At 41.3% G+C, this 26,089-nt stretch carries 21 protein-coding genes and 8 pseudogenes; 12 read left to right on the top strand and 17 right to left on the bottom strand.

What is annotated here, in order from left to right:
- Nucleotides 1-94: 94 nt before the first annotated feature.
- The 8 genes and pseudogenes from QNH10_RS07360 to mutY form a co-directional block, all read right to left on the bottom strand.
- A complete protein-coding gene (locus tag QNH10_RS07360) occupies nucleotides 95-1,675 on the bottom strand; it encodes an ABC transporter substrate-binding protein (RefSeq protein WP_283734083.1) in 1,581 nt (526 codons plus the stop codon).
- A pseudogene (locus tag QNH10_RS07355) lies at nucleotides 1,672-2,684 on the bottom strand (ABC transporter ATP-binding protein). The gene QNH10_RS07360 and the pseudogene QNH10_RS07355 overlap by 4 nt, the downstream one beginning before the upstream one ends.
- Nucleotides 2,656-2,982 (bottom strand): oligopeptide/dipeptide ABC transporter ATP-binding protein, encoded by a 327-nt coding sequence (locus QNH10_RS21095; protein ID WP_283734587.1) that lies wholly within the window; start codon nucleotides 2,980-2,982, stop codon nucleotides 2,656-2,658. Before QNH10_RS21095 ends, QNH10_RS07355 begins: the two are co-directional and overlap by 29 nt.
- 87 nt (nucleotides 2,983-3,069) lie before the next feature.
- Nucleotides 3,070-3,677 (bottom strand): annotated as a pseudogene (locus QNH10_RS07345) (ABC transporter ATP-binding protein); the annotation flags it as partial.
- A gap of 142 nt (nucleotides 3,678-3,819) precedes the next feature.
- A pseudogene (locus tag QNH10_RS07340) lies at nucleotides 3,820-5,563 on the bottom strand (ABC transporter ATP-binding protein).
- A gap of 62 nt (nucleotides 5,564-5,625) precedes the next feature.
- Nucleotides 5,626-6,174: a nucleoside tri-diphosphate phosphatase gene (gene ntdP / locus QNH10_RS07335; protein WP_283734082.1), complete on the bottom strand. Its 549-nt coding sequence runs from the start codon at nucleotides 6,172-6,174 to the stop codon at nucleotides 5,626-5,628.
- A gap of 157 nt (nucleotides 6,175-6,331) precedes the next feature.
- Entirely contained in the window at nucleotides 6,332-6,532 is a 201-nt protein-coding gene (locus QNH10_RS07330; protein WP_283734081.1) for a gamma-type small acid-soluble spore protein, read from the bottom strand.
- A 36-nt stretch (nucleotides 6,533-6,568) separates the two neighbouring features.
- The gene (gene mutY / locus QNH10_RS07325; protein ID WP_347178018.1) at nucleotides 6,569-7,591 is read right to left on the bottom strand and encodes an A/G-specific adenine glycosylase; all 1,023 of its coding nucleotides are present in this window, start codon (nucleotides 7,589-7,591) and stop codon (nucleotides 6,569-6,571) included.
- A gap of 160 nt (nucleotides 7,592-7,751) precedes the next feature.
- Between mutY and QNH10_RS07320 the strand changes: the two are divergent.
- A pseudogene (locus QNH10_RS07320) lies at nucleotides 7,752-8,734 on the top strand (metal-dependent hydrolase).
- A gap of 32 nt (nucleotides 8,735-8,766) precedes the next feature.
- Here the strand turns inward: QNH10_RS07320 and QNH10_RS07315 are convergent.
- Genes QNH10_RS07315 through QNH10_RS21085 form a run of 3 tightly spaced genes read right to left on the bottom strand, consistent with a single transcriptional unit; the run spans nucleotide 8,767 to nucleotide 9,899 of the window.
- Nucleotides 8,767-9,099, bottom strand: a complete 333-nt coding sequence (locus tag QNH10_RS07315; RefSeq protein WP_283734080.1) for a YfhH family protein — start codon at nucleotides 9,097-9,099, stop codon at nucleotides 8,767-8,769.
- Nucleotides 9,086-9,412, bottom strand: coding sequence for a regulatory protein RecX (locus QNH10_RS21090; protein WP_430541100.1), 327 nt, complete (start codon nucleotides 9,410-9,412; stop codon nucleotides 9,086-9,088). Before QNH10_RS21090 ends, QNH10_RS07315 begins: the two co-directional genes overlap by 14 nt.
- Nucleotides 9,405-9,899, bottom strand: a complete 495-nt coding sequence (locus QNH10_RS21085) for a RecX family transcriptional regulator (RefSeq protein WP_430541099.1) — start codon at nucleotides 9,897-9,899, stop codon at nucleotides 9,405-9,407. The genes QNH10_RS21090 and QNH10_RS21085 overlap by 8 nt, the downstream gene beginning before the upstream one ends.
- Before the next feature lie 90 nt (nucleotides 9,900-9,989).
- Between QNH10_RS21085 and QNH10_RS07305 the strand changes: the two genes are divergently transcribed.
- Entirely contained in the window at nucleotides 9,990-10,793 is an 804-nt protein-coding gene (locus tag QNH10_RS07305) for a polysaccharide deacetylase family protein (protein WP_283734079.1), read from the top strand.
- A gap of 15 nt (nucleotides 10,794-10,808) precedes the next feature.
- Here the strand turns inward: QNH10_RS07305 and QNH10_RS07300 are convergent, their stop codons facing one another.
- Nucleotides 10,809-11,984 (bottom strand): MFS transporter, encoded by a 1,176-nt coding sequence (locus QNH10_RS07300; RefSeq protein ID WP_283734078.1) that lies wholly within the window; start codon nucleotides 11,982-11,984, stop codon nucleotides 10,809-10,811.
- A 65-nt stretch (nucleotides 11,985-12,049) separates the two neighbouring features.
- Between QNH10_RS07300 and QNH10_RS07295 the strand changes: the two genes are divergently transcribed.
- From QNH10_RS07295 to QNH10_RS07275, 5 genes are all read left to right on the top strand, one after another.
- A complete protein-coding gene (locus tag QNH10_RS07295; protein WP_283734077.1) occupies nucleotides 12,050-12,436 on the top strand; it encodes an OsmC family protein in 387 nt (128 codons plus the stop codon).
- A gap of 331 nt (nucleotides 12,437-12,767) precedes the next feature.
- Nucleotides 12,768-12,941, top strand: coding sequence for an SE1561 family protein (locus tag QNH10_RS07290; protein ID WP_283734076.1), 174 nt, complete (start codon nucleotides 12,768-12,770; stop codon nucleotides 12,939-12,941).
- A 20-nt stretch (nucleotides 12,942-12,961) separates the two neighbouring features.
- On the top strand, nucleotides 12,962-14,524 hold the full coding sequence (locus tag QNH10_RS07285) for a fumarate hydratase (RefSeq protein ID WP_283734075.1): 1,563 nt from the start codon (nucleotides 12,962-12,964) through the stop codon (nucleotides 14,522-14,524).
- Between the two features lie 229 nt (nucleotides 14,525-14,753).
- Complete coding sequence (locus QNH10_RS07280) at nucleotides 14,754-16,658, top strand: heavy metal translocating P-type ATPase (RefSeq protein ID WP_283734074.1); 1,905 nt, start codon at nucleotides 14,754-14,756, stop codon at nucleotides 16,656-16,658.
- A gap of 517 nt (nucleotides 16,659-17,175) precedes the next feature.
- The gene (locus QNH10_RS07275; RefSeq protein WP_283734073.1) at nucleotides 17,176-17,613 is read left to right on the top strand and encodes a hypothetical protein; all 438 of its coding nucleotides are present in this window, start codon (nucleotides 17,176-17,178) and stop codon (nucleotides 17,611-17,613) included.
- Between the two features lie 351 nt (nucleotides 17,614-17,964).
- Here QNH10_RS07275 and QNH10_RS07270 read toward each other — a convergent pair whose 3' ends face one another.
- Together QNH10_RS07270 and QNH10_RS07265 are read right to left on the bottom strand one after the other, a co-directional pair.
- Nucleotides 17,965-18,981 carry a YihY/virulence factor BrkB family protein gene (locus tag QNH10_RS07270; protein ID WP_317940948.1) on the bottom strand — a complete coding sequence of 339 codons (1,017 nt, stop codon included), beginning with the start codon at nucleotides 18,979-18,981 and terminating at the stop codon, nucleotides 17,965-17,967.
- A gap of 23 nt (nucleotides 18,982-19,004) precedes the next feature.
- Entirely contained in the window at nucleotides 19,005-19,382 is a 378-nt protein-coding gene (locus QNH10_RS07265; protein ID WP_283734072.1) for a YtxH domain-containing protein, read from the bottom strand.
- A gap of 239 nt (nucleotides 19,383-19,621) precedes the next feature.
- On the opposite strand from QNH10_RS07265, the pseudogene QNH10_RS07260 reads away from it, so the two are divergent.
- Both QNH10_RS07260 and QNH10_RS07255 read left to right on the top strand, forming a co-directional pair.
- Nucleotides 19,622-21,003, top strand: a pseudogene (locus QNH10_RS07260) (alanine/glycine:cation symporter family protein).
- A 42-nt stretch (nucleotides 21,004-21,045) separates the two neighbouring features.
- The gene (locus QNH10_RS07255; RefSeq protein WP_283734071.1) at nucleotides 21,046-21,270 is read left to right on the top strand and encodes a DUF1128 domain-containing protein; all 225 of its coding nucleotides are present in this window, start codon (nucleotides 21,046-21,048) and stop codon (nucleotides 21,268-21,270) included.
- 214 nt (nucleotides 21,271-21,484) lie between these two features.
- Here the strand turns inward: QNH10_RS07255 and motB are convergent.
- Nucleotides 21,485-22,242, bottom strand: a pseudogene (gene motB, locus QNH10_RS07250) (flagellar motor protein MotB).
- A pseudogene (motA, locus tag QNH10_RS07245) lies at nucleotides 22,226-23,040 on the bottom strand (flagellar motor stator protein MotA). Before motA ends, motB begins: the two co-directional pseudogenes overlap by 17 nt.
- A gap of 193 nt (nucleotides 23,041-23,233) precedes the next feature.
- On the opposite strand from motA, the pseudogene QNH10_RS07240 reads away from it, so the two are divergent.
- The 3 genes and pseudogenes from QNH10_RS07240 to QNH10_RS07230 all read left to right on the top strand — a co-directional run bounded on the left by QNH10_RS07240 (nucleotide 23,234) and on the right by QNH10_RS07230 (nucleotide 25,362).
- Nucleotides 23,234-24,464, top strand: a pseudogene (locus QNH10_RS07240) (aminopeptidase).
- Nucleotides 24,465-24,569: 105 nt separating this feature from the next.
- Nucleotides 24,570-24,707: a hypothetical protein gene (locus QNH10_RS07235; protein WP_283734070.1), complete on the top strand. Its 138-nt coding sequence runs from the start codon at nucleotides 24,570-24,572 to the stop codon at nucleotides 24,705-24,707.
- A gap of 79 nt (nucleotides 24,708-24,786) precedes the next feature.
- A complete protein-coding gene (locus QNH10_RS07230; RefSeq protein WP_283734069.1) occupies nucleotides 24,787-25,362 on the top strand; it encodes a beta-class carbonic anhydrase in 576 nt (191 codons plus the stop codon).
- Between the two features lie 175 nt (nucleotides 25,363-25,537).
- On the opposite strand, the gene QNH10_RS07225 is transcribed toward QNH10_RS07230, so the two are convergent.
- Complete coding sequence (locus QNH10_RS07225; protein WP_283734068.1) at nucleotides 25,538-26,083, bottom strand: GNAT family N-acetyltransferase; 546 nt, start codon at nucleotides 26,081-26,083, stop codon at nucleotides 25,538-25,540.
- Between the last annotated feature and the right edge of the window lie 6 nt (nucleotides 26,084-26,089).

Genomic DNA, 26,089 nt, shown 5'->3' with positions numbered 1-26,089 from the left:
CACAAAGTATCTTTCGTAGTCCCAATATCTAAAAAGGAGGAAATCTATTGATCTCCCCCTTTTTTGACTCATTCAGAAGTGGAGAGTGAATTCATCACTTAAATTCGACATTTGATAATAAATCAGAGCCAGTTGGGTGCGGTAAGAAGCCCGTCAATCCTTTCTTGGCAGCTAACAATGGTGTCGAGTGGGCAAGTGGAACCCAAGGTGCTTCGTCGTGAATAATAACTTGAGCTTTCTTATAAAGCTCGACTCGCTTATCTTCGTCTACCTCTGTTTGTGCTTCGATGAACAAATCATGCATTTTGGTATTTTTGAAATAAGTGTAGTTGTTGCTGCCAATATTATCTTCATCCAATAAAACATATAGGAAGTTATCAGCATCCCCGTTATCACCCGTCCAACCTAACATGAACGCATCCGCTTCCCCTTTACTTGCCTTGTCTAAATAAGTTCCCCATTCATACGACACGATTTTTGCTTTAATACCGATATCAGCCAAATTGCTTTGGATGACCTCAGCAACCTTCGCTCCATCTGGCATATATGGGCGCGGAACAGGCATTGCCCAAAGTTCCATTTCAAATCCGTCCGGATATCCAGCTTTTGCCAATAATTCCTTCGCTTTTTCAGGGTTGTATTCATACGGTTCAATGTCGTCGTTATAACCTGAGATAGATGGTGGCATTGGATTTTTCGCTGCGTTCGCTTGCCCTTCGAAGAACGAATTAATAATCGTTTCCTTATCAATTGCATGGTTCAACGCCTGACGGACTTCTTTTTTATCGAAAGGAGGGCGTGTTACCGTTAAACCAAGATAACCGACGTTCATGGATGGGCGTTTAATCAGTTGGAGTTTGTCATCCCCTTCGATTTTCTCAGCATCAGATGGATTAATCCCATCCGCAAGATCAATTTCCCCGGCAATCAATGCATTCAGCCTTGCAGAGTTATCCGGAATTGATCTGAATACGACTTTGTTCAACTTTGGTAACCCTTTCTGCCAATACCCATCGAATTTTTGAATTGTAATGGACTCATTCGCTTTCCATTCAACAAATTCGAAAGGACCTGTACCGACTGGATTTCTTTCGAATTGATCATCACCTTTTTCAAATGCAGTAGGGCTTGCAATTGCGAACATGCTCATCGCGATGTTTTTCAAGAAAGGTGCTTGTGGACGTTTCAATTTGATGATGACAGTGTACTCTCCGTCTGCCGTAACAGATTCAATTACATGTCCTTCATCACCTTTGAAACCGCCAAACATCGAGTTGTAATAAGGGAATTTATCCGCATCCCCGTTAGCCCAACGCTCGAAGTTTGCAACTACTGCATCGGCGTTGAAATCAGTTCCGTCATGGAACTTTACGCCTTCCTCCAAATTGAATGTGTACGTTAAGCCGTCATCCGTATTCCATTCCTTGGCAAGTCCAGGTTGAATTGTTGTGTCTTGCTCTCCAAAGTTCAATAATGTCTCAAATAGATTTACTGTAACTTTGAATGTTTCACCTTCAGTCACCCTTGACGGATCCAGTGAAGTGGAGTCACCACCACGACCGAAGACTAATGTATCCTCCTTACTGCTGGAACTTCCCTTTCCGCAGGCGGCAAGTGCAGTTGACAGGACCAACAGTAACATCAGAGCAACTGACCATATTCTCTTTCTACTCATAGAGACCCCTCCATTTGTTTTATATCATTGTCAACCTTACTATCGTAAAGATGGCAGGCGACAGAATGACCTAAAGATTGTTCATTGAGCTGTGGTGTGACTTTTGTACAACTATCCATTTTAAAAGGGCAGCGTGTATGGAATGTGCAACCAGTGGGTGGGTCGGCAGGACTCGGGATATCACCTTCTATGATGATCTGTTCTTTCTGAAAATCCGGGTCCGGCACGGAACAGCCGAAAGTAAGGCTCGCGTATAAGGGTGTAAAGGCCTTTCGTAAAGCTGTTCACTTTCTGCAATTTCAACAATCTTCCCTAAATACATTACGGCGACGCGGTCACTAATATGCCGCACTACCCCAAGATCATGAGCGATAAAAATATAGGTAAGGTTGAAGTCTTTTTGTAAGTCTTGCATGAGATTCAGCACCTGCGCTTGAATGGAAACGTCCAAGGCAGAGACTGGTTCATCCGCGATTATCAATTTTGGATTTGTCATCAGTGCACGCGCAATTCCAATGCGTTGTCTTTGACCGCCACTGAACTGATGTGGATAGCGCTTTGCGTGATATTCATTCAACCCCACAACTTCCAAGAATTCTTTCACTTTCTTTTTTCTCTCTATTTGGTCCAAAACCCCATGAACAATTAAAGGTTCCTCCAGTATTTTCCCTATCGTATGTCGTGGATTCAAAGAAGCATATGGGTCTTGGAAAACCATCTGTATGTCACGACGGGTAATCCTCATCTCTTCTTGTGTTAAAGACGTCAATTCTTTACCGTCGAATTCAACTACTCCCTCAGTCGGCTCTAACAAGCGCATTAGCAAGCGTCCTGTCGTCGATTTCCCGCAGCCGCTTTCACCGACAATACCAAGCGTCTCTCCTTCATTCACATGAAATGATAGATCATCGACGGCCTTTACGAAGCCTACGGTCCTTCCAAATAATCCTTTTTTCAACGGGAAGTATTTCTTCAGATTTTCAACTTTCAATAATGGCTTTGTGCTCATCCACAGTCACCCTTTCCTCGTCGTATAAGAAACATCGGGTTTGATGAACATCTGCAGTGCTGTACAGTTCAGGGTTTTCATGCAAGCATCGATCAAATGCAAATTCACAACGTGCGGCAAATCTGCAACCGCTTTTTATGGAGCCAGGCTTCGGGACATTTCCGGGAATGGAGTGTAGCCGGTCCTTTTTAAATCGCATATCGGGTACGGACTGAATCAGCCCCTTCGTATAAGGATGCTGTGGGTTTTCAAAAATGAGCTTAGTCGGCGCCTCTTCAATTATTTGTCCCGCGTACATGACGATGACCCTCTCGCAAGTTTCCGCTACAACGCCTAAATCATGTGTGATTAACAAAATGGCAGTCCCTAAACGGACATTCAATTCTTTCATCAGTTTCAATATTTGCGCCTGAATTGTCACGTCAAGCGCGGTTGTCGGCTCATCAGCTATTAGTATTTTAGGATTGCAAACGAGTGCCATCGCAATCATCACCCTTTGCCGCATTCCTCCGGATAACTGATGGGGGTACTCTTTCATTAGTCCATCTGCACGGGCAAGCCTACAAGCTTTAATATCTCGATTGCTCTTTCTTCCGCCTTTTTCTTCGACCAACCTTTTTCGTGGATCAATATCGCTTCGATCATCTGATTGCCGATTGTGAATAAAGGATTGAGTGAAGTCATCGGCTCCTGAAAGATCATCGCAATTTCATTTCCACGAATTTTCCGCATTTCTTTTTCCGATAATCTTGTTAAATTTAGAGAGTCATAAAGGATCTCTCCGCCGACAATTTTTCCGGGCGGACTGGGTATTAGCCCCATGATAGAAAGGGAGGTGACACTTTTCCCACATCCCGATTCTCCAACGATGCCTAAAATCTCGCCATCATGTAGATGAAAATCAATATGATCGACAGCCGGAATCTCTCCGGAATCTGTGAAAAAGGTTGTCTGTAAGTCATTCACAGTAAGAACTCGATTACGATTATTCATCAGATCACCTTTTCGTTTTAATACTTTCTATTAATAGATAGTGTATTGATCTACACGCGAAAAAATGCTCAATAAACCATCAACCTAGGGTTTTAATAAAATAAAAAAGCCACCGAAGTAATCGGTAGCTTTGCTTTATATATCATATTGATTGAACTTGAAACAGATTGTAATAGATGCCTTTTTTATCCATTAGCTCTGAGTGGTTCCCCACTTCTTTTAACTCCCCATGATCAATAACAAAAATCTTATCCGCATGGGTGATTGTTGATAATCTGTGGGCAACGATTAACGTTGTCCGATCACTGGCCAGTCGTTCAAGGGATTCTTGAATTAACGCTTCACTTTCCAAATCCAAAGCGGAAGTTGCTTCGTCAAGAATCAGCAAAGGAGGATTTTTTAGAAATACCCGCGCAATGGCGATCCGCTGCTTCTGTCCGCCAGACAGCTTTACTCCTCGTTCGCCGACTGTTGTATCATACCCTTCCGGCAATGATTCGATGAAATCATGGGCATTTGCCGCTTTAGCGGCAGCAAATACTTCCTCATCAGTCGCATCCGGATTTCCCATTAAAATATTGCTTTTCACAGAATCACTGAAAAGAATGCTATCCTGCAGGACAATCCCGATCTGGTCACGTAACGTTTTCAGTTGGACATCCCGAAGGTCTTGGCCGTCAATTCGAATTGATCCTTCAGTCACATCGTAAAACCGTGGTATTAAACTGACGATTGTAGATTTACCGCCGCCACTCATTCCGACCAGTGCCACAGTCTCCCCTGGTTTAATAGTAAAGTTAACGTCCCGAAGCACCGGATCGTCTTCCTCACTATACGTGAAACTGACATTCTCAAATTGGATTTCTCCACTGATTTGCCGTAATGCTTTTGCACCTTCTTTATTCTTAATATCATATGGCTCTTCCATCAGTTCAAAAACCCGGTCCATAGAAGCGAATGATTGAGTTAATGATGTAGATGCATTCACTAATCGTCTAAGTGGATTATAAAGTCGATCGATGTAGGCGATGAAAGCAACCATTACACCGACTGATAAATCATCGTTAATCACTTGATAACCGGCATATGTAATTACCAATAAAGGAGCAACGTCTGTAATCGTGTTTACAACAGCGAACGCTTTCGCATTCCATCTTGTATGATCCAGTGCCTTATCAAGGAAATTGCCATTCGTTTCATCAAAACGTTTCTGTTCTTTTTCCTCTAATGCGAAGCTTTTAATGACACTAATCCCAGAAACCCTCTCATGTAAATAACTTTGGACATCCGCAAGGGCTTGTGACCGCTTCCTTGTTAAGGTCCTTAGTTTTCCAAAAAAGTGCTTTACACTATAAGCATAAAACGGGAATGCCAATAACGTAACAAGCGTTAGCGGTACATCCATTGATAGCATAATAATTACTGCAATGATGATTGTCGCAAAGTCTAACCAAACATTCATTAACCCGATCATAACAAAGTTCTTCGTCTGCTCAACGTCATTGATAATACGGGAAATGACTTCACCCGCCCGTATTGGAGTAAAAACGAAGGCCCAACTTTTGAATGTGGTCATACAGACTTTCACGGATATCGTACAGGATTTTGTTGCTGACATATTGTGCATAATATTGTCGATAATACTCAACAGGCGGTCTAATGATAAAAAATACCAACGCCGTTCCGCCAAGCCATATGAATAGCTGTTTCGTCTTTTCCGCATCGCTCAGCAATTCCGCCCCGATAATATCGTCAATGACGATTTTAATAAGATACGGAATGAATAAAGGAATTGCAAATTTAATGACACCGATTAAAACCGTAAAAAGAATAAGCCAGTTATATGGCTTTACAAACTTAAGATATCGTTTAATACTTTCCCCCAATTTATCTTTCCCCTAAAAAAGCATTATAAAAAGCCTAACTGCTGTGGAATGCAGACAGGCTTTTATTCTTCACTCTTTTTTACCTGTTTGTAAAACCGATACCTCGAAGTCCAAACTTCAATAAAATCGGGTGCGAATGGTCCTTTGCGCTGTTTTATCCACATAAGCAGCTTATCAAGGTTACGCTTTAAAATTTGATCAATCACTTCCGGGTAATTCATCTTCTTTTTATGCTCCGCATATTCATCTTCATCAAGGATCAGATAAGTCATGTCAGGAAACACCTTTACATCCAAATCATAATCAATGTATTTCAATGAATGATGATCATAGACGAACGGCGAGCTCATATTGACATAATAGTAAACCCCATCTTCACGAAGCATGCAAATTATATTGAACCAATGTTCAGCATGGAAATAGCAGATGGACGGTTCTCTTGTTAACCATGTCCGACCGTCTGCTTCCGTCACAAGCGTTCTTTCATTTGCACCAATCACAATATTACGTGTTCCTTTTAAGACGGTCGTCTCCTGCCAAACGCGGTGAATGTTTCCGTCATGTTTATAACTGTGTACTTGTATCGTTTCTCCTTCTTTAGGTATTGTCATCAGTAAAACCACCTTTAAAATTCGCAAAACTTAATATTCGTATATTATACCAATTGAAGTGATAAAATTGAAACGATTTACCTTAAAACGTAATCACATTTCGAATACAATTTAAAAACCGGCAGCTAAAGCTGCCGGCTTTTGAGATGTAAATCCATTATTTAGACTGATTTTCCGAACCGAAAGCACCACCTGATGTCTTGTTCATTTCTGACTGTTGGTTTTGCTTACGTACTTCGTTCACGTCAGTCTCAGCTCCAAACTCTTCAGCCATGATTTCCTGCTTCACTTTGTTTGCGTTTGTAAATGAAGCTTGTGGCGCTTGTTTACCGAAGTTTTTTTGATTTTTGTTTGGCATGGATTTTTCACCTCCGTGACCAATATGATATGCAAATCAGTTTTTTTTATCCTTTGGTATTTTTTTCTTTAACTCCTCCCAGATTTTTAAAACCGGGACCGCTTTTGGCAATGCTTCCACTTCATCTGTCGAAAAGAAGCGGTATCCAGATAAAGCATTGTCGTTCGCTGTCGCCAAATAACTTTCCACTTCCCAAACGAGATGGGAAAAAACATGTTTGTATTGGATTAAAGATTCAAAGCCTTCGAATTTCATCCCTAAATTCATCTTCAGAAATTCTTCCGGAGATGCCACGCCTGTATTTTCCGCCATAGGAAACTCCCACATATCCGCCAATAAGCCTGTAGATGGCCGTTGCTTCATCAACCATTTTCCTTCAGGATTTCGAATAGCAAAAGCAAAAAGCGGTATCGTTTTTGTTTTCGTCTTTTTACTTTTCACAGGAAGACTTTCCTGTCTTCCTTCGTGAAATGCTTGGCAAAAATCCCGAACTGGACAAAGAAGGCATCTTGGTCGCGGCGTACAAATTGTCGCTCCTAATTCCATCAGACCCTGATTAAATGAGGACGGATCCTTTTCGTCAATCAGTTCCATTACAACTTCCTCAAAAATCTTCCTGTTTCGAGGAATTGCAATATCATCCTCAATAAGAAGAAGGCGTGAAAAAACCCGCATGACATTCCCATCTACTGCATGTTCAGGAACTCCAAATGCAATACTTAAAACAGCACCTGCAGTATAAGGTCCGACACCTTTTAACTTGGATATCTCTTTTCGGTTCCTCGGAATTTCACTTCCATATTCAGCTACGACTTCTTTCACTCCGGATTGCAAATTTTTCACCCGTGAATAATAGCCCAAACCTTCCCACATCTTAAGGACATCCTCTTCCTTTGCATTAGCAAGATCAGATAGTGTTGGGAATTTTTTGATAAACCGTTCATAATACGGGATGACAGTGTCAACACGGGTTTGCTGCAACATCACTTCTGACACCCATATATAATAGGGATTACTTGTCCTTCTCCAAGGCAAATCCCGCTTTTCTCTTGATACCATGATAGTAATGCTTTTCTAAATTCGTCTTTTCTTTCAAACAGTTGCATGATATCCTCCATATTGCATATGCTTTTCGTTAATGAAAAATAGGGTATATAATGAATAAAGATAGTTAAAACATTCCACATCCATTGTCTAAGCAACGTAAGGGAGTGATTATTTGGATACAGGAACACATATTGTTATGGGTGCCGCCATTTGCGGTTTAACATTGGCAGACCCCGTCGTGGCATCCGATTCAGTTACAATGACAGCGGTTTTTATTGGAGTAGTGTCCGGCTCTTTGATTCCTGACGTAGATACTGTACTTAAATTGAGGAATAATGCAGTTTATATACGAAATCACCGAGGAATTACACATTCAATTCCTGCTGTACTGTTATGGCCGCTTGTCATTTCGATTATTTTGTCTTTCCTTATACCCGGAACCGAATTCTACCATCTATGGGCATGGACGTTTTTAGCCGTGTTTGTCCATGTGTTCGTTGATATTTTTAATGCATATGGTACGCAAGCATTAAGACCTTTTTCAGATCAATGGGTAGCGATCGGAGTCATAAATACGTTCGACCCGATCATATTCGCACTGCATATCGCTGCGCTTGCCGCCTGGATGTTCGGTGCCGAACCGGTTCTTACGTTTGTGATTCTTTATGTTGTGATTTTCTTCTATTATTTACTACGCTTCGCATTGAAGTCAGCAGTAAAGCGTGCTGTCCAAGTAACCATTCCGGATGCTGATGATATATTCATCGCACCGACAATGCATTTTTTCCAATGGAGAGTTGCCGCTTCTAATAAGGAATGTCACTTCGTAGGACGAGCCTATGGACGTTCTGTTAATATTTATGACCGTTTCGAACGTGAAGCGATGCCGAAATCTCCTTATATCGATGCAGCGATGGAAGACCGAAATATACAGGCTTTCGTTTCATTTTCACCAATTTACAGATGGTCCGTCTCCCATGTCGGGGATCTATGCGAAGTAAGGCTTATAGACCTGCGCTACCGAAGCAAAGGCTATTACCCGTTCGTCGCAGTCGCCCATATCAATAACGAAATGGAAGTCATCAATTCATACACCGGTTGGATTTTTCAGAAGACAAGCTTCTTAAGAAACTTAACTTCGTCCCCAATTCTTAACAAAAGCGAAGGGCGCTCCCCTTCGCTTTTACTTATAATCCCTTTTTCACTGATTGCAGCATCGCAATCGGCAATGCTTCTTCTGCACGTTCTCCACCTAATCGGTATCCCCATGCAAAACGGCCCTTTAAATAATCAACATGGAAAAAGACCCCTTCATCGCCTTCAATTCGATATATTTCCCCTTTGGTGATCGTTTTTGGATCGATCATATAGGATTTCGCCATTAACGCTTTGCGCTGGTAAACAGCAAACTCATTAATCATGCCCATTTGTTCAGCTTTTCGTGCTTTTTCCATGAGACTTCCGATTTCTGAACGTAATTCATGCTCATTCATTTCGCTATACTTTTTACTGTTCTCCATCTTCTTCGTTCTCCTTTTTTTCGATGAATCTCTCAATCCGATCAAGCGGAATCCCTTTTTGATACATCGATTGTTTGACACGATTCTTTAATTCGTATCCGGAATACTTTGAATGATACCTTCGCCACGCCTTTTCACCAACGGAATTGCAAATTGAATCCCATTCATCCTCTTCCCTGCCAAAGTCGATTTCTTCCAACACACTGCTTATCAAACCAAAGGAAAATCCTTTTCGAGCGAGCGCATTCTGGATCTTCTGTTTTAATTGTGATGGTGCAACAGATCTATTTGAGAAGGCTGCTTTTTCAGCCAACTTTTTTGCTACCTTGAATTGTTCCTCTTCTGAAGTTTCCAAGGACTTGTTCCTGCAGCTCCACTCCAACTCCCTTTTTATGCAACTCCTGTTTAATTGCTTTCGGACCTTGGCTCGATGCATTTTTTTTAGTTTGCAGTAAAGACTCGGAAAATGCTTTATCATCTAAAAAGCCAAGTCTTCTCAGCTTCACAATTGCCTCCATGATAACCGCTTCTCCATACTCAAGATCCAGCAATTTCTTTTTCACTTCAAACTCGCTTCGCATTCTAAACGACAAGAAGTGTAAAGCACGATTAAAGGCCTTTTCAATCTGATCCTCATAAGCAATTTCATCCATCGCAAAATCGTCAAGTTGCATTCCTTTTGTCAATCCGAACTTTACTAAGACCGATTCGTGAACGCTAAATGCATATTTATCATCTATGAATATATTATAACGCTCGGTATCACGCTTTTGTTGTGTTATTTTCGTCAATACAGGCAAGAACGCTCAACCTCCCCGCTTTTATATTAGTATACATGTTCTGATAAAACCGAGGACTACGCACAACCTACGAAAAAAGGAGATGTGAGTATGGTTGAAGAACATGGTCCTGGTATTCTAATGGCCGCATTCATCATTGTCGTCGGGATACTATTTAATCCATTTGCAGCAAAAGCTGAGGAATTCCATTGGGGTTTCAAGAAATCGGTAAACGGAATTCCGCCTGATGCTGGGGCAGCTCTTAATGAAATGCTTGAAAAACACGGGGCTATCTATAAAGGAAAGCCGGATGAAAAAGTTGCCTATTTATCATTTGATAACGGTTACGAGAACGGCTACACAGAAAATATATTAGACACACTAAAAAAAGAAAATGTACCAGCTACCTTTTTCCTGACCGGTCACTATTTAAAAAGTGCCGCCCCACTTGTCCATCGTATGGTGAAAGATGGACATGGAATCGGCAACCACTCATTTGACCATCCAAATATGGCCAACCTTACTGAAGAAAGAATGGAAGAGGAATGGAAGAAATTTGATGAACTACTCTATAAAACGACAGGTGTAAAACGGACCGTTTACGCAAGGCCACCCGAAGGGATTTTCAATGATACTGTTTTAAGAAAGGGAAATGAATTAGGGTATCGTCATATATTTTGGTCCGTCGCATTCATAGATTGGCATGCCAATAAACCACGCGGAAAGGCTTATGCTTATAAAGAGTTGATGAATCAGCTTCACCCGGGTGCTGTTATCCTGATGCATACTGTGTCTCCTGATAACGCCGAGGCACTCCCGGACTTCATACGAGATGCCAAAAAGCAAGGCTATGAATTCCGGACACTCGACGATCTTGTTCTTGAATATGAAAATGTCGATGCAATCCTAAGATGATTAGAGAAGCATCCCTTAAGATGGGATGCTTCTCTTCGGTTTACCGAACAAAGAAACAAGGAATATAAGACCGAATAACACCGAGATGATCAACAGATAGCTGACATTCTGTACAAACTCAAGGAATAGTCCACCCGCAAAAGGCCCAGTCAAGCTACCGATGCTAAAGAAAATTCCACATAACAGATTCCCCGTCGGCAAAAGATCTTTCTGGGTCAAATCCGACATATACGAGATGCCAAGGGAAAAAATTGAACCAACGAATAGTCCTGCGATGAAGATTGTCAGGATTATCAATGGAACTGAATTACCCATCATACTTGCCGACCAAAATGCGACTGCCCCGCCTCCATATGCAATGAGGACAACGGAATGCCTACCGATTCGATCAGACAACATCCCTAGTGGTATTTGTGACACAATGCCACCGATTGAAAATGTCGCAAGGATTATAGAGACCGAAGTGAGTTCCATTCCATTTCGTAAAGCGTATACTGGATACATCGCATTTAAGGAAGATTCCAGGAATCCGTATCCGAATGGACCCAAAAATGCAATCCACGCAACACCAATCGTGATCTTTGCACGTTTCATAAAACTTTCGGTTCCGACATTTCCCTTTAACAATTCAGGTCGATCATTTTTTAATAAGAATACCAACAGCCAGGCAGTCATGCATAGCAGCCCTGAAACGATGAAAGGCAAGCCCTCAAAAATAGTAACAAGTGGGGCAAATAAAGGACCTGCTGCAAATCCAACACTAAACGAAACACCATAGATCGCAATATTCCTACCTAACCTCGCTTGCGTGGAAGTACTCGTTATCCAAGTTTGTGTCGAAAAATGGATAGCATGGTCCCCAATACCAATCAACAACCTTAATATGAACCAAAAGAAAACATTCTTCCACAGCGGGAAAAGAAGCAAAGACGAAAAGACGAGTATCCCACCTAAAATAATGACAGGTTTATATCCATATTTCCGTAGCGGCGCTTCCATAAATGGTGAAATCAGAAGCGTACCTATGTACAACCCTGTTGCATTCAGCCCGTTCAGAGCACTTGATAACCCATCACGCTCAAAGATGGCTGATATAAGTGGCAAGAGCATGCCTTGTGAAAACCCTGATATCGAAACGATGATCACCAATATCCAAAACCTTCGTTGTTCAGGTCTATTTAAAATATTCATTTGTAATACGCTCCTTAAAATCTCATGAATCATCTATAATCTTAGCATAAGGAGGTTTGATATTAATGAAATTCGAAATGACTGAAAATGGCTTTGAAACGGAGACATCATATGGAAAACTGCAGATTTCTGCGAATGATGAGTTCGGATTCAGACCGTATCAATTGCTTGTCTCTTCTATTGCGGTATGCAGTGGAGGTGTGTTGCGCAAGATTCTCGAAAGGAAGCGCATCCCTGCAAATCATATTGCGATTGAGGTTAAGGAAGTTAAGCGTAATGAGGCAGTTGCAAACAGAGTTGAAAAGATCCACTTGCATTTCATCATTGACGGTACGAAAATCGAAGATGATAAGATGGAGAAGATTATGGAAGTAACCGAGAAGAACTGCTCAATGTTCCAGTCGGTCAAAGACTCCATTGAAGTAGTAAGCACATTTGAGTTTATAAACTAATAAAAGCCCAGTCCATATCTGATTTTACAGTTCAGATTTCGGCTGGGCTTTTACGTATGAATAGAACCTTCACTATCATTTTGCATATAAATCGTAGGCGTCGAACGGGTTAGCCGTTAAACGTTCACGGATCCCCTCCTTTAATTAGGATTCGATTCGTCTCTACTCTACGGCCTCCTTTTCTTATTGGTTATATATAGTATACCACGATATCCGCCTATTGCAAATGTTTTGTTTAGGTGAATATTCCATCGATTCAATTTAGTCACTCTAACATTGAAAAATCGCCATTAATCATATACGATGATACTGATGAAAAGAGGTGTACTTCTTGGAAAAACGACAAAGTGGACAAGTTGATGAATTAAAAAATCGCCTACATCAATTTCTGGAAAAACTTGAGTCAATCGAGCCGGAAACAACAGATATCGATGAAATCGATCAACTGATTCGTTTAATCGATGAGTTGGAAGAACAAATGAATAAAATAAAAAAAGATCAATGATTCCTTAGGGGGAAATGAAAATGTACATAGAACAAGTTGAGAAAAGCATGATTGAAACACTTGAGAAAAGTATGTATGACCTCGTATGTGAAACATCGACGAACCTACCAAAAGACGTCCGTCGTGCTGTCAAAGCAGCGCGCGAAAAGGAAGACGCTGGAACTCGCGCGGCAATGAGTCTTGATACGATTGCGAAGAACATCAATATGGCAGACGATAAACTATCTCCAATTTGCCAGGATACAGGATTGCCAACGTTTAAAATTAAGACGCCTATCGGTGTCAATCAGCTTGAAATTAAAGCGGCTATTAAACGTGCTCTTGTCCAGGCTACAAAAGACGGAAAACTAAGACCGAACTCTGTTGACTCATTAACAGGTGAAAACAGTGGCGATAATCTTGGCGAAGGTCTTCCAGTCATTAAATTCGACCAATGGGAAAACGATCATATCGAAGTAAGGCTCATCCTAAAGGGTGGCGGCTGCGAGAATAAAAACATCCAATACAGTCTACCAACTGAACTCGAAGGTCTTGGAAGAGCGGGACGCGATTTAGATGGTATCCGAAAATGTATCCTCCACTCCGTCTATCAAGCTCAAGGACAAGGTTGTTCAGCAGGTTTCATCGGTGTCGGAATCGGTGGCGATCGTGCCTCAGGTTATGATCTTGCGAAAGAACAGCTTTTCCGTGATGTGGAAGATGTAAATCCAAATTCTGATCTTGCAAAACTGGAAGCTTATATTTTAGAATCGGCAAATAAATTAGGCATTGGTACAATGGGCTTCGGTGGAGAAGCAACGTTATTAGGTTGTAAAGTTGGAGTTATGCACAGAATTCCAGCAAGCTTTTACGTATCTGTAGCATATAATTGCTGGGCATACCGCCGTATGGCAGTAGACATTAATCCTGAAACAGGCGAAGTAACAAAATGGCATTATGACAATGGCGAAAAGCTTAAGTTCGATCAAGACGATCAACAGGAAGAAGTAAAACAGTCATCACGAACTGTTGAATTGACTGCCCCAATTACAGAAGAACAGATCCGCGATTTACGAGTGGGAGATGTTGTTAAGATTAGCGGCCGGATGTATACAGGTCGTGATGCAATCCATAAGCATCTATCTGAAAACGATTCACCTGTCGACTTGAACGGTCAAATCATCTATCATTGCGGTCCTGTCGTTCTGAAAAACGAAGATGGCGGTTACGAGATCAAAGCTGCGGGCCCTACGACTTCCATTCGAGAAGAACCGTATCAAGGCGATATTATGAAGAAATTCGGCATCCGGGCTGTCATCGGAAAAGGTGGAATGGGACCAAAAACCCTTGCTGCCCTTGAAGAGCATGGTGGAGTCTATTTGAATGCAATAGGTGGAGCCGCTCAATATTACGCAGATTGTATTAAAGCTGTAGAAGGTGTTGACCTTCTACAATTCGGTATTCCCGAAGCGATGTGGCATTTAAGAGTCGAGGGCTTCACTGCTGTCGTTACAATGGATTCACACGGAAACAGCCTACATGCAGATGTAGACAAATCATCCCTTGAAAAATTAGCCCAATTCAAAGAAAAAGTATTCAACTAAAACCATTAAAAGTAGAGTGAGAGAATCCCTAAATTCTCTCCTCTATTTTTTTATTTATCTTTCGACAAACTTCGAGTGTCACTTTTCCCAACAACATGATATACTATTAATTAGAATAATTATCACATCGGAATGACTATCGAGATTTCAATAAACAGCCATAGAATCAACTTCATGATAGACAACACGAATTGAAGATGATATTCATTCTCAATTAGGAGGGACTTAAATGACAACAGAAACGAAAGAGATTCAACAAGAACCGATGAAGTGGTTAACACATATCGAGCTTTTTGCGGCGATTCTTTCAGGGATTTTGATTTTGGCGGCTTGGCTAATTGGAAAAGACGGATCGCAATCGGTTTCCATAGCCCTCTACATTATCGCTTTTCTAATTGGCGGCTTTGCAAAGGCGAAGGAAGGAATCGAGGATACAATTGCTGATCGGCAGCTAAATGTCGAGATGCTAATGGTATTTGCTGCAATTGGTTCAGCTGTTATTGGCTACTGGGCAGAAGGTGCAATTCTAATATTCATCTTTGCAATTAGTGGAGCACTTGAAACGTACACTTTAAATAAAAGTCATAAGGAAATCTCCGCACTTATGGAATTGCAACCTGAAGTCGCATGGCTTATCAACGAAGATGGATCTACAGTAAGTGTAGCCACATCTTCCCTTTCAGTCGGTGCAAAGATCCTTGTTAAACCGGGTGAGCGCGTTCCTGTCGATGGGGTTATTATACAGGGCACGACTGCAATCGACATGTCAGCGATCAATGGTGAGTCAGTTCCTGTAACAAAAGGCTTGAATGATGAATTATTTGCAGGCACTGTCAATATAAGCGGCGCCATCCAAATGGAAATGACGAAACCGAGTTCGGAGACTTTATTCCAAAAGATTATTACACTCGTCCAAAATGCACAAAGCGAAAAATCACCTTCTCAGCAATTCATCGAAAGATTTGAAGGAACGTATGTTAAAATTGTCATTTTCGCTGTCATCGTAATGATGTTCCTTCCCCATTTTTTATTTGGGTGGGACTGGACAACGACGTTCTATCGGGCAATCGTCTTGTTAGTTGTAGCCTCCCCTTGTGCACTTGTCGCATCCATTATGCCTGCGACATTGGCAGCTGTTTCGAACGGTGCAAAGCGAGGAGTCCTTTTTAAAGGAGGGGTCCATCTTGAGCATCTTGGATCATTAAAAGCAATTGCCTTTGACAAGACGGGCACATTGACTTCCGGGAAACCGGTTGTAACTGATTTTATAGTCCGCGATGGCGAGGATGTTAACAGTTCACTTGCCTTACTAGGAAGTATAGAATCTCAATCGAACCATCCACTCGCAATTGCGATTGTAAAACATGCTGAGGAACATGGAATTGTAAATCGTGATAATCCGCAAATTGAGGATGTGCCAGGATACGGTATTCGGGCATTTACTGATACTGGTGAAGTATTAGTCGGCAATCCACGATTTGTCGGTAAAGAATTGATTGACGACTTCCATGAAGGGATTGTTCAAAAGCTTTCCGATGAAGGAAAAACTGTAGTTTTCATGAAAGATTCAAACGGTATACTTGCAGCTATCGCATTAAAAGATACGTTACGCCCAGAAGCTGTTCAGGCGATAAAGGATTTGAAGAATTTAGGAATCCAGTCCATCATGCTAACAGGTGACAATGACAAGACGGCCAAAGCCATTGCGAAAGAGGCTGGACTCGATAAGTTCGTGGCTGAATGTCTTCCGGAAAAGAAGGTTGAGGAATTAAAGAGGCTCAAAACGGAATATGGAGAAGTAGGTATGGTCGGGGACGGCATTAACGATGCCCCTGCACTTGCGACAGCCACATCCGGAATTGCGATGGGTGAAGGAACCGATGTCGCTTTAGAAACAGCGGACGTTGTACTTATGCAAAATGATTTGACACGTATTTCATACGCGGTCAAAGTGTCCAGGAAAATGCAAAGGATCGTAAAGCAAAACGTCTTCTTCTCAATTGCGGTCATTGTAGTACTTATTATTTCAAACTTTATGCAAGTCGTGGACCTTCCCCTTGGAGTCATCGGTCACGAAGGAAGCACAATCCTTGTCATATTGAACGGATTGCGTTTATTAAATAATGTGAAATGATTTCAAGTTAAAAACGCTCAGAGGCTAATCTGAGCGTTTTTTAGTGTGAACTTTTATCGAAAGAGTGTGAGGAAACCGTTGATTTCCGTTTCAGGCGGACGCTTTCCGCCGGCATGGCTTGAGCCAATCGAACCACGAAGAGTTCGATTTGCCGTATTTCTGCGCTTTTTGCAGAAATTAAGGCATCCTTAGGTTTCTAAATGGCAAACAATTTGGCTATGTTAAAAGAAAAGGTAAAGTAGATAGTGACACCTATCCAAAAAAAGGATTTTTTATGCTACTCGTAAATCGACATAATGCCCGATTAAACACAAGTTAAACATCTCTCTTCGACTAACCTGCACCCGTTAGTTTAAGTGTCAACCTTCACAATATAGTTCTTACTTTAACATAAATAACCTAATAGAATGAATGTCATGTAGATAACAAGTTTTTTCAGATTCCAGTTATACATTTTAAAAGAGGTAAATAATATACACGTGGCCCTATGAATGATAACAGCACAGGAGGTAATACGATGAATCATTTACGAGTTATTATTTACATTTGTATATTAGGAATTTTGATATATCCCCAAATGTTATTTGCTAAAACAGAAGAAGGAGTACCATTTTTAATTAACAATGGGAAATGTCCTAACACGCAAAATTTCGGGCCTGTGAGTTCAGATGAAGGCCTTATAAATGCATTGAATACGATTATTCCTGAGGTTTATAAAGATTCAAATTACAAAGGTTGGAAAGTGGAAACCATAGCACATCTTCCAAAGTCACCGCATCCAGAAGCTTATTATGAAATGGCTAAAAATTATTGCGGAGAAGAATTAGCTAATAATTCTTGGTTTGTAGAAGTATTATTTCCACAATATTTACCAGCATATGATGCATCACATAGGCAAATTTTTGTTACAAAAAACAAACAGGGGCAATGGTTTGCTTGGTTTAGATTTCATTAATGTCTGTTCAATAATCGGGAGAGATTGTTGAATAAACCGTCACTTTTCTTCTTCAACGAACGGGTGATTTAGTAAAAATGGACTTGGATTAGGGATTTCCGTTGCTTGGAGTGTAAGGCGGCGACGTGCAAAGATGTGCTCTCAACGCTTCGCTTTTGTTCGCAAAAGCTGTTCTTCGTAACAGTTTTTCCTGCGGGAATAGCATGAGCTGAAGACCCCGCAACGAAGCGAAGCGTAGTGAGGAGGCTGAAGCCGTGCCCGCGGAAAGCGTCCGCCTGCAATGCAAAGCAACAGTTTATATCACTATAATTAATCAATAAATTATTTTCGTGCAAAAAAAGCAATGCCGGTTTACCCTACGGCATTGCTTTTTTCTTTTGCAGATTTCAATTGTTGTCGTTCCGTCATAACAGCATTCAGCTGACCGCCAAGCATTAGTATGATTGCGGAAAAGTAAAGCCAAAGCATAAGCACAATAATGGCTCCGATACTACCATACATTTTGGAAAAATTTGCAAAACTGCCAACATAATACGAGAAAGCTAATGATGTAAGAATCCAGCCCGCAGTGGCAAAAATCGCACCTGGAATTGCACTTTTCAACCGGATCTTTAAATTAGGAACAGCCCAGTAAAGGACTGTAAAAACAAGAAAGATAAGAACTGGGGGAATGCTCCAGCGTAAGTTTCCCCATAATTTCATAAATCCTTCTTCCATACCAAAGTAAGAGAAAGCCAAATATCCAATTTGCTCACCGAAAATAGGTAAAAGTAGAGCAATAACTAGGACGCCTATCAAGGCTATCGTGAAAACGACGGACATTGACCTTGCAATGATGAACGAACGTGACTCTTCAACAAAATAGGAATGGTTCAGCGCCTTTGTCAGTGCATTCATACCTTTAGAGGCAGACCAAATTGTCGCCACGGCACCAATGGACAACAGTCCCCCATTCCGATTTGCTAGTATCTCCTGAAGAGTATCTTGGATAAGTCTAAAAACACTTTCGGGTGCATAATCCCGTATGAATAGGAACACTTGATTTTCGTCTATATTTAAAAACGGTAAAAGCGTTATCATAAAGATTAATAGAGGAAACATTGATAATAGGAAAAAGAAGGCCAGTTGTGATCCTAAACCGGTAATATCCACTTTCTTTATCCTGACAAGCAGCTCTTTCCAAAATCCTGTTGTCGTTGTAACATCAAACTTCTCAAGGTCGCCGTTATTCACATCATCAATGAATCTCATGATGGATGAATTCTTTATAAAACCGCCCATTTTCCCGTCAGTCGTTTTCGTTTCTTTCTCGTCATTTCCCATTTGTGACTGCATCGTTTTCGGAGTAAACTGGTCCTTGTTGCTCACATTAGACTCACTCCTTTCGGTACTTATATCTTTTTTGTTTCCATGCCCTCTTTTTGTTCGTTAACAATTTCTTTGTATTCCTCTTTCGACTCAACAAATGCCTCTTTTGTATCAACAACTAACTCTTTTACTTGAGGAGTCAGTGCTTTCAATTCGGCCACCTGGTTTTTAATATATGTTGCATCACCCGAGATTTGCTCATAAATCGACATGTATTTATCTTTTTGTTGCTGAAGCTTCTCTTTTAACACATCCGGATTTTTTGAATAATACTTTACCTGGGAAGCCATCTTTTCTGTATTTCCCTTTAATTGGCGGCGAGTGCTTTTGTCGCACAAACTTATAGCCCCACCTAAGATTGCCCCTAAAATAATAAATTTACCAAATTTGCTATTTCCCACAGAAAAACCCTCCATAACTTTCTAATTTGCTTATATTATTATACCCCTCTAAAAAATAAAACAAACAATATTGCTGAAAATGAAAATTAGGTCTTGACTAAAGTGTGAAAGTTTCGGAATATTAACAATAACACTATTGATTCTCAATAGTCTAACCTATTAGGTAGAAAGGCGGGATTATGTAAGCAGGAATAGGGAAAGGGAGATTGGGACAAAGAACAAATTTAGGGGGTAGTAGGATGGATGCAATTACTGGCTTTTTAGACACGGTAGGTGGATATGTTTGGGGACCACCTCTTCTTATTCTGTTAGTGGGAACGGGTATCTATTTGACAGTTCGACTCGGATTCTTACAAATACGGTTATTACCTTATTCATTAAAACAAGTTTTTTCTCGTAAACATGATAAAAAAGCGGATGGGGATATTTCGCAGTTCCAAGCATTGATGACCGCGATGGCGGCTACCGTCGGTGTCGGAAACATCGTCGGTGTCGCCACTGCTGTATACATGGGTGGACCAGGAGCAGTCTTCTGGATGTGGCTCGCTGGATTTTTCGGGATGGCTACAAAATATGGGGAAGCCATCCTTGCAGTAAAATACCGTGTAAAGGATTCCAAGGGCGAAATGGCCGGTGGACCAATGTATTATTTGGAACATGGCTTGAAACAAAAATGGCTTGGTGTTGCATTCGCTATATTTGGTGCCCTCGCTGCATTCGGTATCGGGAACGGTACACAGTCGAAGGCCGTTGCGGACGTCATGAATAGCACATTCAACGTCCCTCATTGGGTTTCAGGGCTTGCACTTCTAATTTTTGGTGGACTTGTAATCCTTGGAGGCATCAAATCGATCGGACGAGTTACTGCATTCTTCGTACCGATCATGGCACTCTTCTACTTCATTGCAGGTGCAATCGTTATGGTGATGAATATCCATTTAGTACCTGAAGCTTTTGCAACGATTTTCAAATTCGCATTTACAGGGGAAGCTGCAGCAGGTGGAGCAATCGGGGCGGCTATCCGTTTCGGTGTTGCCCGGGTCTCTTCTCAAACGAAGCTGGACTTGGGTCAGCTCCAATCGCGGCTGCGGCAGCAAGAACAGACATGCCTGGTCGTCAGGCACTCATTTCCATGACGCAAGTTTTCTTTGACACACTTGTCATCTGTTCTATTACGGGAATCACAATTGTCATGTCTGGCCAATGGAAAGATAAATCAATTGAAGCTGGTTCTTTGACTGCGCAAGCTTTCGGGGAATTCTTAGGTGGAGCTGGGCCGATCATCGTTGCAATTGGTATCATTTTCTTCGCTTCATCCACCATCCTTGGATGGGGTTATTATGGTGAAAAATGTTTCCAATACCTCTTCCCTAAAAATGGAGCAGTCTTAGGATACCGTATTGCATTTGTTGCATTCATTATTGTAGGTTCTTTAGTACCTTTAAACGTAGTCTGGGCTCTTGCAGACGTCTTGAACGGCTTGATGGCTATTCCTAACTTGATTGGCCTTCTTGGATTGTCTGGTGTCATCATATTGGAAACTAAACGATTCAAAGCGAAGATGGACGAAGAGAAGGAAGCTGAAAAGCTTGGAAAAGCGGTTGACACTACAGCTAAATAATGCAATGATAAGTCCGATGATAGCGAAGGGCGGACGAAATCAATGGATTTAACTCAACCAACAGCCGAAAATGTTTCGTATATGATTGATAAGATCAAAGAGAAACTGCGGATGGTAAACGTAGATGCTATGAAGGCGGATAACTTCGATACAGAACGTTATGAAGACTTGGTTTACATGTATGAGATGGTCATGAAAAGGGATAAGATCACTCCTAACGAAATGCAAGCCATTGCCGCTGAACTTGGTTCACTTAGAAAAGCGTAGGGCGGCGTTTAGCCTCGACAGGCGATGGAGGCCTTGAAAAAAAGGCGGTCTTTGCCTTTTCTTCAAGACCGAAGCGACCCGAGAGGCTGCCGCCCGCAGCTGGACACTAAGGAAATAACGAAAAGCGGAGGGCGCTTGCCTAAGTGGCCTCAGCTATACACAAGAAAAGCCGATGCAACAGGGTATCCCCTAAAGCATCGGCTTTTTATTTATCTTATTCAACAGATGTCCCGTCTTCAAGGACAAGGGGTTGAATAAGCACTTCTACACGACGGTTCTTACTTCTTCCCTCTGCTGTATCGTTTGATGCAACTGGCTTGTTTTCACCATAGCCTTTTACACTGAAAAGTTGCGGGTCAAGATTATTCGTATCGATTAACACCTTTAAAAAATTGAGAGCACGCATCATACTGAGTTCCCAGTTCGATGGAAATTCAGCATTATTAATCGGAACATTATCCGTATGCCCCGTAACGACAATTTGCCTTGGTTTTTCAAATTTGAGGAGATTGCCAATATCCTTCGCTAAATTAGTGTACTCCGCTTTGATCGTCGCTTTCCCTGATTCAAAGAGAATGCTATCACGTATCGTAACTAAAAGGCCTTCTTCAGTTAACTTGGTTTGAAATTGGTTTTCCAGTTCATTTACTGCTATATAGTCATCTAATGATGACCTGATTTCCTCAAGTGTTTGCTGATCCTCCAAGTAGGCTGGGTTGGCATTTCCTTGTATCCCTTTTGTGTTATAAGAAGGAACCGGTGTTGGGGATGTATTTTGCATAGCGCCTGTCCCCCATCGAATATCTCACTGAAAACAGACGACATCCGACTTAACTTTCTTTCATCGACCGAACTTGATGCAAATAAAACGATAAATAATGCTAAAAGTAGAGTGAGTAAATCCGAGTACGGCAAAAGCCAAGATTCATCAACATGACCGTCGTCTCGTTTTTTCTTACGCTTCCTCGACAAGCTCGCCCTCCCCCTTGTCGCTATTATTTTCTTTAAAGAACTTACGACGTTCTTCCATTGAAAGATAGGAAACCAGTTTTTGCTCGATAGTCCGAGGTGCTTCACCTTCAAGAACAGAAAGGATTCCCTCAATCATCATCATCTTCTGTCGGACCTCTTCCTTTGATTTTCGTTTTAATTTATTTGCAAACGGATGCCAAAGAACATATCCGGTGAAAATCCCAACAATGTCGCGACAAATGCTGCCGAAATGGCATATCCGAGTGCTTCAATATCGTTCATATCCTTTAGTGCAGCAATTAAACCCACAACTGCCCCTAAAACACCCAATGTAGGGGCATATGTACCCGCTTGACTGAAAATAAGGGCACCAGCCGAGTGCCTTTCTTCCATTGCCTCCACTTCTTCGGTAAGGACGTCACGTATATAATCAGCGTTTTGACCGTCTATGGCTAGGTCAAGTCCATTTTTCAAAAAAGGGTCTGCAATTTCATCAGTTTGTGCTTCCAATGATAATAAGCCTTCACGTCTTGCAATATCGGCCCATTTGGAAAACATCCTTATCAAATCCGAATCGGAATTCAAATTCTGTTCTTTAAATAGAATGCCGAATAACTTTGGTACACGTTTAATTTCCTTCATTGGAAATGCAATGACAACAGCAGCAATTGTACCTGCAATGATAATAAGAATCGCAGCTGGATTAAGTAAATTATCTGGTGTTACGCCTTTCATCGCCATACCAACAAATAATGCGACTATGCCAAGAATAAGTCCAACAATGGTTGATAAATCCATAATAGTACCCCCGTCTTCTCTTCTTCTTCTTATTTCGACATAATCATACAATTCTTTAGTTCTTTAATGATAAATCCCATTAATAATAAAAAGAATTTAAACAAAGATAGACAAAGTCATTGTTTAATTATCCTTTGCCTGTTTTATTACACTGGAGTACTATTAATACATAAAGATGAAGGAGGTTTTTTATTTGTTGTCATTCGAGCAAAAATTGGAGAATTATGCAAGTTTAATTGCAGAGGTAGGAGCGAATATCCAAAAGGATCAAACACTTTTCATCAGTGCATCCATTGAAACAGTGGAACTTGTAAGGAAAGTTGCTGACAAAGCGTACTCTTTAGGGGCACGTCAAGTTATCGTAGATTGGGCGGATGAGGAGTTAGTAAAACTACGCTATGAAAAGGCACCTGCAGAATCCTTCTCTGATTTCCCTGAGTGGAAAGTGATGGAACGTGAAAAGTTGGCTGAAGGTGGAGCTGCATTTGTCAGTGTCGTATCCCAAAGTCCGGATTTACTGAAGGGTATTGAACCTTCACGCATTGCCAATGCTCAAAAAGCGGCAGGCAAAGCACTTAGCAATTACCGAAAAATGTTGCAAGCCGACCGATTCAGCTGGTCTGTCGTTGCAGCACCTTCAAAAGCATGGGCTGCGAAAATGTTCCCTGAACTTGAGGAAACAGAACAAGTCCCTGCATTATGGGAAGCCATCTTCAGTGCGGTGCGAGCGGATGTGGCAGATCCAGTTGCAGCATGGAAAGAGCTTGACAAAACATTAAATGAAAAAGCCGATTACTTGAATAAAAAAGCGTACGCAACTTTGCAATACAGAGCTCCAGGTACTAATCTGACAATCGATTTGCCAAAAGGCCATATTTGGTGCGGTGGAGGTAGTGTCAACGTAGACTAATGCATTCATGGCAAATATGCCGACTGAAGAAGTATTCACGGTTCCACATAAGGACGGAGTGAATGGCTATGTTAAGAACACGAAGCCACTTAGCTACGGCGGAAATATTATCGATGATTTCACAGTGACTTTCGAAGATGGTCGAATTACGGAAATCAGTGCTGGACAAGGCGAAGAGGTTCTTCAACGTCTAATCGATACAGATGAAGGTGCTAAGCATCTTGGTGAAGTGGCCCTTGTTCCACATGCTTCCCCAATTTCCGAGTCCGGATTGCTTTTCTACAATACATTGTTCGATGAAAATGCATCCAATCACCTTGCCATCGGAAGTGCATATTCATTCTGTTTAGAAGGCGGAAAAACAATGTCTACAGAAGACTTGGAGAAACATGGTCTAAACCAAAGTATTACACATGTCGATTTCATGATTGGTTCTGCTGAAATGGATATTGATGGTGTTTTACCAGATGGAACTGTTGAACCTGTATTCCGTAATGGAAATTGGGCATTCTAATATCCGTCACAATTACTAAAAACATTTCAATCTACTCTTTAATTATTTCTGATTTATAGTATAATGGGTGTATATTAAACAATCGTTGTAGAGAGGGGTCTCACTATGGGCTTAATGTACACTACAGTTATCGGTTACGCTGTTATCCTTGGTATTTCAGCTTATTTTACAATGCACTATTTGAGTAAAGCTCTTAATTCTTCCGATGCAGTAACAATCGATCCTAAACCGGAAGTAAAATAATCTATGAAAAGGGTTGCCGCTTGGCAGTCCTTTTTTTTTATGTAAACTATGTTAAAGGCTACTATTTGGAGGTGTATTTATGACGATTTTATCTGAAATCATTGATTTCAATAAAGAATTTGTCCAAAATGAAGAATTTAAAGAATATGAAACAACGAAATTTCCCGATAAGCGAATCGTTGTGCTGACTTGTATGGATACAAGGCTGACAGAGCTACTTCCAAAGGCAATGAACTTAAAAAACGGCGATGCCAAAATCATTAAAAGTGCAGGTGCCATTGTTACCCACCCATTCGGTAGTGTAATGAGAAGCATCTTAATTGCCATCTATGAATTAAAGGCTGATGAAGTTTACATTATTGGACACCATGACTGCGGTATGAGTTCAATCGATACAGATAGTATTATTGAAAGTATGGTAGGACGTGGAATTGATAATAATCTTTTCACCACGTTAAAGTACTCCGGAATTGATATGAAGGATTGGTTGCGTGGCTTTAATGATGTCACGCAAAGCGTGAAGAGTAGTGTTGATCAAGTACGTAATCACCCGCTCATGGACCGAAAAGTACCTGTACATGGTCTCGTAGCCCATCCACACACTGGTCAATTAGATATTATTACCAATGGATATGAGTATCTTGTCGGAAAATGACATTCCATATTTCCCGGGGAATCTAAATATTTCCTATGGATAGACAAATACGAAGGACGTTAGCTGCCAAGTGGCGACAGGTCTTTCCTATTTATAGACAAAAGCCGATTCTTCACCCCTAGAAGAATCGGCTTTTCATTTTAGCTAATAGTTTCCGCCAGGCGGCCTTACCCTTTCAATAATCATCGGCCAGGCTTGCGTACATAAAGTGATCCTCCCAGGACCCATTAATGTACAATAGCTTTCTAAGCAAGCCTTCGCGGACATAACCTGCATTTTCAAGGACTTTGACAGAGCCGATATTGTTCGGGGAAACGAAAGCTTCAACCCGATGCAATGAAACGGTTTCGAACGCGAATCTTGTCACAATTTGAACCGCTTCCGTTGCAAGGCCCCTACCCGTTTCCCGTTCATCGATTGAATATCCGACAAAGCCGCTTGAGAATGGAAGCCTTTTGATGCTGTAAAGAGAAATATGGCCAATTAACCTGCTTGTTTCGGCGTCAAATATCCCAAAGTTATATTCACGCCGGTCTCTCATTTGATAGAGGGATTCCCTAATTTTATTTCGCTGGACAGAAACCGTATAGTAGCCCGGATCATGTCGCGGCTCGAAAACCGTCCAATACTCTTTATTCGCTATAAGAAGTTCAGTAAAAATGACGGCGTCTTCTTCTGTCAAAACACGTAAATAACAAGTTCGCCCTTCAAGCAGAATCAATGCTTC

Origin of the sequence: Sporosarcina thermotolerans (genome assembly GCF_030067815.1) — a bacterium.
GTDB classification, from domain to species: Bacteria; Bacillota; Bacilli; order Bacillales_A; family Planococcaceae; genus Sporosarcina; species Sporosarcina thermotolerans.
Note: the sequence above shows the minus strand (reverse complement) of the source record. Positions and strands in the feature narration are given on the sequence as shown.

What these genes read in the sequence shown, in the direction of transcription:
- QNH10_RS07360 (WP_283734083.1), bottom strand. Translation starts at nt 1,675, where the DNA reads ATGAGTAGAAAGAGAATATGGTCAGTTGCTCTGATGTTACTGTTGGTC.
- QNH10_RS21095 (WP_283734587.1), bottom strand. Translation starts at nt 2,982, where the DNA reads ATGTACGCGGGACAAATAATTGAAGAGGCGCCGACTAAGCTCATTTTT.
- ntdP (WP_283734082.1), bottom strand. Translation starts at nt 6,174, where the DNA reads ATGACAATACCTAAAGAAGGAGAAACGATACAAGTACACAGTTATAAA.
- QNH10_RS07330 (WP_283734081.1), bottom strand. Translation starts at nt 6,532, where the DNA reads ATGCCAAACAAAAATCAAAAAAACTTCGGTAAACAAGCGCCACAAGCT.
- mutY (WP_347178018.1), bottom strand. Translation starts at nt 7,591, where the DNA reads ATGGTATCAAGAGAAAAGCGGGATTTGCCTTGGAGAAGGACAAGTAAT.
- QNH10_RS07315 (WP_283734080.1), bottom strand. Translation starts at nt 9,099, where the DNA reads ATGGAGAACAGTAAAAAGTATAGCGAAATGAATGAGCATGAATTACGT.
- QNH10_RS07305 (WP_283734079.1), top strand. Translation starts at nt 9,990, where the DNA reads ATGGTTGAAGAACATGGTCCTGGTATTCTAATGGCCGCATTCATCATT.
- QNH10_RS07300 (WP_283734078.1), bottom strand. Translation starts at nt 11,984, where the DNA reads ATGAATATTTTAAATAGACCTGAACAACGAAGGTTTTGGATATTGGTG.
- QNH10_RS07295 (WP_283734077.1), top strand. Translation starts at nt 12,050, where the DNA reads ATGAAATTCGAAATGACTGAAAATGGCTTTGAAACGGAGACATCATAT.
- QNH10_RS07285 (WP_283734075.1), top strand. Translation starts at nt 12,962, where the DNA reads ATGTACATAGAACAAGTTGAGAAAAGCATGATTGAAACACTTGAGAAA.
- QNH10_RS07280 (WP_283734074.1), top strand. Translation starts at nt 14,754, where the DNA reads ATGACAACAGAAACGAAAGAGATTCAACAAGAACCGATGAAGTGGTTA.
- QNH10_RS07275 (WP_283734073.1), top strand. Translation starts at nt 17,176, where the DNA reads ATGAATCATTTACGAGTTATTATTTACATTTGTATATTAGGAATTTTG.
- QNH10_RS07255 (WP_283734071.1), top strand. Translation starts at nt 21,046, where the DNA reads ATGGATTTAACTCAACCAACAGCCGAAAATGTTTCGTATATGATTGAT.
- QNH10_RS07235 (WP_283734070.1), top strand. Translation starts at nt 24,570, where the DNA reads ATGGGCTTAATGTACACTACAGTTATCGGTTACGCTGTTATCCTTGGT.
- QNH10_RS07230 (WP_283734069.1), top strand. Translation starts at nt 24,787, where the DNA reads ATGACGATTTTATCTGAAATCATTGATTTCAATAAAGAATTTGTCCAA.